6 protein-coding genes and 1 pseudogene are annotated in these 6,851 nt (G+C 66.4%); all 7 read right to left on the bottom strand.

Features of this window, described 5'->3' with window-relative positions; all coding sequences use genetic code 11:
• Positions 1–254 (bottom strand): annotated as a pseudogene (locus ADBZ5N_RS04235) (hypothetical protein); the annotation flags it as partial.
• The gene (locus ADBZ5N_RS04230; RefSeq protein ID WP_526256236.1) at positions 251–799 is read right to left on the bottom strand and encodes an Rv1363c family protein; all 549 of its coding nucleotides are present in this window, start codon (positions 797–799) and stop codon (positions 251–253) included. The pseudogene ADBZ5N_RS04235 and the gene ADBZ5N_RS04230, both read right to left, overlap by 4 nt.
• A complete protein-coding gene (locus tag ADBZ5N_RS04225) occupies positions 796–1,857 on the bottom strand; it encodes an RDD family protein (protein ID WP_526256235.1) in 1,062 nt (353 codons plus the stop codon). The genes ADBZ5N_RS04230 and ADBZ5N_RS04225 overlap by 4 nt, the downstream gene beginning before the upstream one ends.
• Positions 1,854–2,324, bottom strand: a complete 471-nt coding sequence (locus ADBZ5N_RS04220; protein ID WP_526256234.1) for an Mce protein — start codon at positions 2,322–2,324, stop codon at positions 1,854–1,856. Before ADBZ5N_RS04220 ends, ADBZ5N_RS04225 begins: the two co-directional genes overlap by 4 nt.
• A 143-nt stretch (positions 2,325–2,467) precedes the next feature.
• Positions 2,468–4,030, bottom strand: a complete 1,563-nt coding sequence (locus tag ADBZ5N_RS04215; RefSeq protein WP_526256241.1) for an MCE family protein — start codon at positions 4,028–4,030, stop codon at positions 2,468–2,470.
• A 16-nt stretch (positions 4,031–4,046) separates the two neighbouring features.
• A complete protein-coding gene (locus ADBZ5N_RS04210) occupies positions 4,047–5,138 on the bottom strand; it encodes an MCE family protein (protein WP_526256240.1) in 1,092 nt (363 codons plus the stop codon).
• A gap of 62 nt (positions 5,139–5,200) precedes the next feature.
• Complete coding sequence (locus ADBZ5N_RS04205) at positions 5,201–6,850, bottom strand: virulence factor Mce family protein (RefSeq protein WP_526256233.1); 1,650 nt, start codon at positions 6,848–6,850, stop codon at positions 5,201–5,203.
• Position 6,851: the final 1 nt, after the last annotated feature.

Genomic DNA, 6,851 nt, shown 5'->3' with positions numbered 1-6,851 from the left:
TAGGGCTGCAGGGCCGCGCCGGCGAAGCCACCAGCGGCTACGAAGGACGCCACGGCCGCCACCGCAACCGCTCGCTGGTGGCCGGCGATCCAGGTGCGCAACGCAGACGGCTTCTTGACCGGCGCGTCGGCGAGCACCGCCGCGTCGCCATCGGCCGCAGATTCGGTCTGCTCCTCGAGCACCCCGTCCTCGACCACCGCCTCGGTAGTGGCCTCGGAAGTGGCCTCGGCAGTAGCTTCGGCCTCCTCATTCACAACACCTGAATCAGGTCGCTGACCCTCCACTGGTCCCCTTCCTTGACCGCCGTCACTTCCCACCGACTGCTGCTGTCGAACTTGCGGCCGTCGGGCAGTTTGGTGGTCATATTCGCCACTGCTATGACACTGGCGCTACCGTCGTCGTTCCACCGCTCAATGCCGACTTCCTGCACCGATCCGAAGCCGCGCTCGGCCCGGGCTACCTGGATGACGACCTCGTTCATCCGTTCCGAATACATCTTGGCGAAGTTTCCGGTTCCCAGTGCGAGGACCTTGTCGGCGTAATCGTTGGCGCTGAACGGATTTGGTGACGTGTACTCGGTGATGAAAGTTCGGACGAAGCTCAGCACCGCCGCTTCCCGGATCTGCGTCCGGCGCTCGGTCTGGTTCTTGACGAACACCACTGCGCTGGTCGCCACCGCCACGGTGATGACCGCCGCAGCAAGGGCGCCGATGACAGCAAGTCTCCGGCGCGACGGTGGCGGGTCAGGAAGCCGAAACGCCGATAGCCGACCCGGTTCAAACCGGCGACGCGGACTCATCGCCCACCCTCGCCAGGCTCGGGCGGCGGGAGCTTGGGCGCATCAGGCTTGGGCGCGTCAGGCTTGGGCGCGTCAGGCTTGGGCGCATCAGGCTTGGGCTGATCGCCCTCGGCTGACGCCGGCGCTGCCAGCACCGTCAGGTTAGCCAGTTTCCACTCGCCGGGACCGGTCCGTTCGAAATCCACCCGCAGCGAGGCGGTGACGAATCGCTGGTTCGGTTCGACACCGCGCTGACCCTGCAGCAGCATCAGCATCGCCGCCCGGTCCTTGGTCGAGGACAACACCGCACTGTTGCTCACCCAGTAGTCGTTGTTGACCGGCGCCTTGCGCACGGCGTCCTGCTGCTTGACCAACTCGGGGCGATATCCGTCAGTGACTAGCGTCTGGGCCTTCGCGAAGTCGTCCTCCACGGTCTGGGTGGTATAGCTGAGCATGTCCGAGACTATCCGGGGTCCCGCATCGGCGATCTGGCTGCGGGCCCGTTCGACCGCCCGTTGGTCCTGGTAAACAGTCGCGTAGCCCAACGCGGCCGCCAGAACGCACAGTGCGGCCGCGCCAGCCAGTAGACCACCGGCCAGTCGGCGCCAGTCCGGCCGCGGCCCGTCCTGCTGGACAACCTCGGTGCCGACCAGCAAGTCGGCGAAGGTCCGGCCGCGGCCCTCGATCAACGGCCACAGCCAACCCAGGAACAACGGGATGGTGTCCACCAGATGCGCCAGGTCTCGGACCAACAGGCGCCACGGCCCGACGGCTTCGCCGCCTCGTTCCACCACCGCGATCCCGAAGACGGCCCGCCCCACACTCCATCCGGTGGCGGATGGCAGCAGCAGTCGGTTGACGGCGATGGCGACCACCGTAAGCGCGGCCAGCACCATGCACAACCACCACAACCAGCCGCGTTCCGGCGCCGACCAGCCGACCATGAGCATCGCCGCGACGGCCGCAGCGGGGGCCAGGACGTCGATGGCGAAGGCACCGGCACGTGACCACCAGCCAGCGGGATTGTCGGGCGGGTCGACCTGCGGATCGTCCAACGCGCTGTCCAGCGCGACGGTCACTTGCTCACCGGTTCAATGCTGTCGATCTTGAATGTCCCATCGGCGGGCACCATCCGCACCCGCAGCCGGTAACTGAGTTCCTGATCCTGCTGCTGGGTGTTCGACAAGGCCACCCTGGTCGCAACCAGAACGTCGATAGAACCGTCGGAGTTGTGTCGCTCCGACGCCGCCCGCATGTCGGTGACCTTCACCTGTGCGTTCACTGTCTGATAGGCATCAAAGAGCAGGCCGCTGTACAGGTTCGCTTGCGCAGCATAGTTTTCCGAGGAGCACTCGACGATCTTGCGTTGACTCTCGGCCATCGCCTTGACGTCCGGGGCCTGTGTAGCGGTGATGCAGTCCTTTGCCGCGGCAACCGCGACGGCCTCATCGCTGGCAGCTTTGGAGCTCACCCGGTGGCCGAAGAGAGCAAGGACGCCGGCCGCGGCGAGCACAAGAGCGGCCACGGCGATCCCGCCGATCACCATGTTCAGCCGACGACCGGACAGCCACGAGTCGGACAGCCACGAGTCGGACACCGATTCGGGCTCCGATGCGGTCCCGGCATCATCCACGTGATCGCTGAGTTCGGGATCCGGTCTCTCGTCAGCTGTGAGTGGCGGGGTTGGGGTCAGCCGGCCGGGGCCAGCATCTCCTTCCATCCGTCGTCTCCTGTAGTGGTCGAGTTCTGAACGGTGTACGTCGTGCCATCCGGACCGACGATTTCACCGCTTGCAGCATTGTAGGTGGACGACATGTTCGTCGCCGCCGGGGCCGCCGGGGTGTAGGTGCAGGGGTTGGGCTGCTGGCCGTTGCACTGCACGCTTCCCTGACCGGGCGCAGACGGCGCATCGCTGGACGGCGCCACGGGCCCGGGCAGCAAGTCCGCCGGTGCCGGGTTCATTCCGTTGTTGATGGATGGGGCCCGGATGACCGTGCCCGGGTTCACCGGCTGGTCGCACGCCGCGCCGGGAGCAGGGCAGGTGAGGATCTGGTTCGGATCGCCGTACCACGGGTTGGTACCCAGCGGGACGTAGGGCTCTTCGCTGCGGCACGCTAGCGGGTTGGCCGCCCGCTTTCCGGGGACGTCGACGCAGGGGATATTCCGGGCGCCGCGGACGGTGTTTGCCGGAGTTTCCTGGGGCACCTTGCAGTACAGATCGTCCTCGACCGGCTTAAGGCTGGTGTCGGCCGGTGAACGCCACTCCGAGGCCGGGAGGAAGCCGGTCAGACAGGGCGGCGGTTGGTTGATCGACAGGGCGAGGTCCAGGGACGCCTCGCCCGGGAACGGCGACGCGACGGCCTGCCCGGCGGCAGCACCCTGCGGCAGCAGCACCAGAGCCTGTTCGACGCCCTTGTTGTACCGCTTGAGCATCTCGGTGATGATCGCCAGGTTCGCCAGCGTCTCCGGCAGCGCGTCCTGCACGTTCACGAACAGGGTGTTGAGTTGCTCCGTTGCCGGCGCCGCCTGCTGCAGTCCGCTGCGCAGCGCGGCATCCTGGTCCCGGGCCTGCGCCGTCAGTGAGTTCAGGTTCGCAGCCCACCGGTAGATCGCATCGGCGGACTGCACCTGGCTGGCGAAGATCGGCGGTGCGTTGTCGATGAGGTTGTTGACGCCGTCGATGTCGTCGTTGAGCGCGGTTACGAAAGACTCGGTGTTGCGCACCAAATCCTGCAGGGTCGGACCCAACCCTCCCACTGCTTGAGCGGTCTCATCGAGCAGATTCGGCAGCTTGTTGGCCGGGATGGCCGCCAGTGCCGCTTCAGCCCGATCCAGCGCAGGACCGATCGGGGTCGGGATCGTGCTGTTGGTGATGGTCTGCCCGGGCTGGAAGTACTCGCCCGATGCCCCGTCGGAGACCAGGTCGATGTACTGCTCGCCGACCGCGGTGACCGAACGGACGTTCGCGCTGGCGTTCAGCGGGATCTTGTACTTGTCACTGATGCTCAGCGTCGCCACCGCACCGGACTCGGTGGGTTGCACATCGGTCACCCGCCCGATCGTCGTGCCCCGGTAGGCGACGTTCGCGGTCTTGTACAGACCGCCGGCGGCCGGCAGCTCAACCTTGAGCGGATACTGCCCGATGCCCACCAGGTTCGGCACGCGCAGGTAGAACACGCTCAGCGCGATCAATGCCAGCACGGTCAAGATGCCGAAAAGCAGCAACTGGGTTTTGATGAAGCGAGTCAACACCATTCAGATCACGCCCCTAGTCGCCGCGCTCGATGAACGGTCCGCCACCATCGGTCATGTTCGGGTGCGGAGTGAACCGAACGTCGGGGATCATCGTCGCCGGGTCGCGGCCCCAGGACTGCTCGAGTGCCCGCAGCATGCCCGACACACCGGTACCCGTCAGCAATCCGTTGTCGACCGAACTCAAGGTGAGGTCGACATTCAGCGACAGGTTGATGTAGTCGCCGCGGATAACCTTCGGGATGTTGTCCAACGGGTACGGGTTGGTGATGATCAGCCGCATCGCGTCCAGGAAATACGGCGCGCCGCGGCCCAGCTGGACCAACGGACGTTGCAAGATGTCGAGGTTCGTGCTCAGATCCGCCTGCGCCGCCGTCAGCGTCTCGCTGGTGACCTTGCCGAATCGGCCCAACGCGGTGATCGCGTCGGCGAGTCGGTCCCGAGACCCGGCCAGATATTCGGCGAGCGGAGGCAAGTCGACGAGCAACTGGTCGAGCGTGCTGTTGCGGCTGGCCACGTAGGCGAACAGGTTGTTCGTCGACTCGATTGCCCGGGCGATGTCCTCGCGCTGCTTGTTGAGTTCGGCGGTGAACCCGTCGAGCTTGGTCAGGAACGACCGGATCTCCTCGGCGTTGCCGGTCAGCAGGTTGTTGACCTCGTTCTGGATGACTTCGAGGTTGGCGATGCCGCCGCCACGCAATACGGCGGCCAGGCTGGCCAACGTCCGCTCGACGGTCGGGAACGACGACGAGCGTTCGACGGGAATGGTGTCGCCGCTGCGCAGCGGCTCCGAGGACGGATTGGCCGGTGCCGCCAACTCGACATGCTGGGTGCCCAGGATGCTGCTCTGGCCGATCTTGGCAGTCGCGTTGGCAGGCAACTCGACGGTGTGGTCGACGCTGAGTGTCAGCGTCGGCACCCAATCCTTCAGTTCGATCTTGCGCACCGTGCCCACGAACACGTCGGCGACCCGGACCCGGCTGTTGACGTTAAGAGCCAAGGTGTCCGGTACCTGCACGAAGTAGGTCTGGGCGCCCTTCTCGCTACCCGGACCGAGATTGAGCGGAACGTTGGCGATGCCCTTCCACCCGCAGGACGTCAGGATCATCGCGGTCGCACCGAGTGCGAGACCGCGTAGCCCGAGTCGGCGGGAACGCTTCACCTGTTCGGTCACTGTCCGGCCCCCGTTTCGGCAGGTAGAGCGGGCGGTGCTGGCGGTGCCAGCATCGGGGCGGCGGGCGGCGCGGGTGCCGCCGGCGCCACCGTGCCGGGTGCCGGCGGGCCGATCTGCTGGGACACCGGCAACGGACCGGGAACCACGTCCGGGCCTGGTGCCGGGGCCGGCGGGGCCGGCGGGTACCACGGCGGCGGGAGCGGATTCTTCTGGTCATAGGAGTTCGACGGGGCCCCACCGCGCGGACCCGCAGCCGGGTACGACGCCGGGTCGGGTCCGCCCATCAACGCCGCCAGCGAATCCGGGGTCAGCATGTTGGCGGTGAACGGTTGCACCTTCACGCCCTGCATCCCCGGAGCGACGATCCAGCCGGGCTCGTGGTTGCCGTGCGAGAACAGGGTGTCGCGTGACCAGATACCGGGCACGGTGGTGTCCTTGTATCCGGGTGGCGGGCGCAGCCGCTCCTCGGAGTACGCCACGTACTTGGGCAGCGTGGATGCGCTGGCGAACTGATTGACCCCGAACGGCGGGTAGTTGAACTTCGTCGCATCCAGGATGGGCGCGAGATACTGCGCGCACAGCTCAGCAGAATCCTGGTAGCCCAACCGGCTGCCGGCCTGGATGGCGCTGCACAGGAACTGCATCGGGTTGGCCCAGTTGGCCACCGCTGGGATGGCCACGATCGAACCGTGCGTCGGGTGGTAGATCTGATTGGTGTTGGCCTGCAGCGTCGGGTAGACGTGCAATGCGGTTTCCAGACCGTTGCGGGCTTCCGGCTGCATCAGCGCGTTGGTCACATCCGCCAAGTTGTTGATGTTCGTGGACAGCAGCGAACCGTTGTCATCGACGAATTGGCGGGCGGTCTTGAGCAGGCGGTCGATCTCGACGAGCGCCTGGGCCAGCTCCTGATCGGAGTTGTCCAGGAGGCCGGTGAACTGGGCGAGGTCGTTGTTCAGCGCGACGAACTGCTGATCGCTCTGGTGCAGGGCGTTGACGAACACCGCGAGCGCGTTGGTCGTGGCGAAGAGGTCGCCCCGGCCGTCGTTGAGGGCGGCCACTGCATCCGACAAAGCCCGGAATGTGGTGTTGATCTGCTTGCCCTTGCCGTTCAGGTTGTCGGCGAGGGAGTCCACCACCTCGCCGAGTGCACCCTTGGGCTGGCTCGGGGTCGGCCCCAGTTCGGTGACGAGTCTGTCCAAGTTCCCGCGGATGTCGTCCCACTCCACCGGAACCTGGGTGCGCTCGATCGGGATCACGTCACCGGAGGCCAGGGTCGGGCCGCCGGTGAAAGGCGGATCCAACTGGAGCACACGGGAGGCCACGACGGTGGGGTTGAGCACCGACGCGACGGCGTCGGCCGGCACCTTGTACTTGCTGTCGAAGCTGAAGGTGACCTTCATCCGGTCGCCGTTGCCGGTCGGCTCGATCTTGTCGATGCTCCCGACCCGAACGCCCATGATCTGCACCCGGTCGCCCGGGTACACCGCGAGCGCGTCGGCGAACTCGGCGCTGACGGTGGTGGTGCTGGCCTTCTTGTACATCCGGTAGCCGATGATGGCCGCCAGCAGAGCCAGCACCAGGACGATGGCGGCGATCACGGCCCCGCCCCGGGAGACCTTGGACAGGCCCACGTTACGAACGGACATC

It is taken from the genome of Mycobacterium sp. (assembly GCF_044370595.1).
Lineage (GTDB): Bacteria > Actinomycetota > Actinomycetes > Mycobacteriales > Mycobacteriaceae > Mycobacterium.
The sequence above is the reverse complement of the archived record's forward strand: the minus strand, read 5'-3'. Positions and strand labels throughout refer to the sequence as shown.

Coding starts and splice junctions, on each gene's coding strand:
- ADBZ5N_RS04230 (WP_526256236.1), bottom strand. CDS start 799: ATGAGTCCGCGTCGCCGGTTTGAACCGGGTCGGCTATCGGCGTTTCGG.
- ADBZ5N_RS04205 (WP_526256233.1), bottom strand. CDS start 6,850: ATGTCCGTTCGTAACGTGGGCCTGTCCAAGGTCTCCCGGGGCGGGGCC.
- ADBZ5N_RS04220 (WP_526256234.1), bottom strand. CDS start 2,324: ATGGTGATCGGCGGGATCGCCGTGGCCGCTCTTGTGCTCGCCGCGGCC.
- ADBZ5N_RS04210 (WP_526256240.1), bottom strand. CDS start 5,138: ATGATCCTGACGTCCTGCGGGTGGAAGGGCATCGCCAACGTTCCGCTC.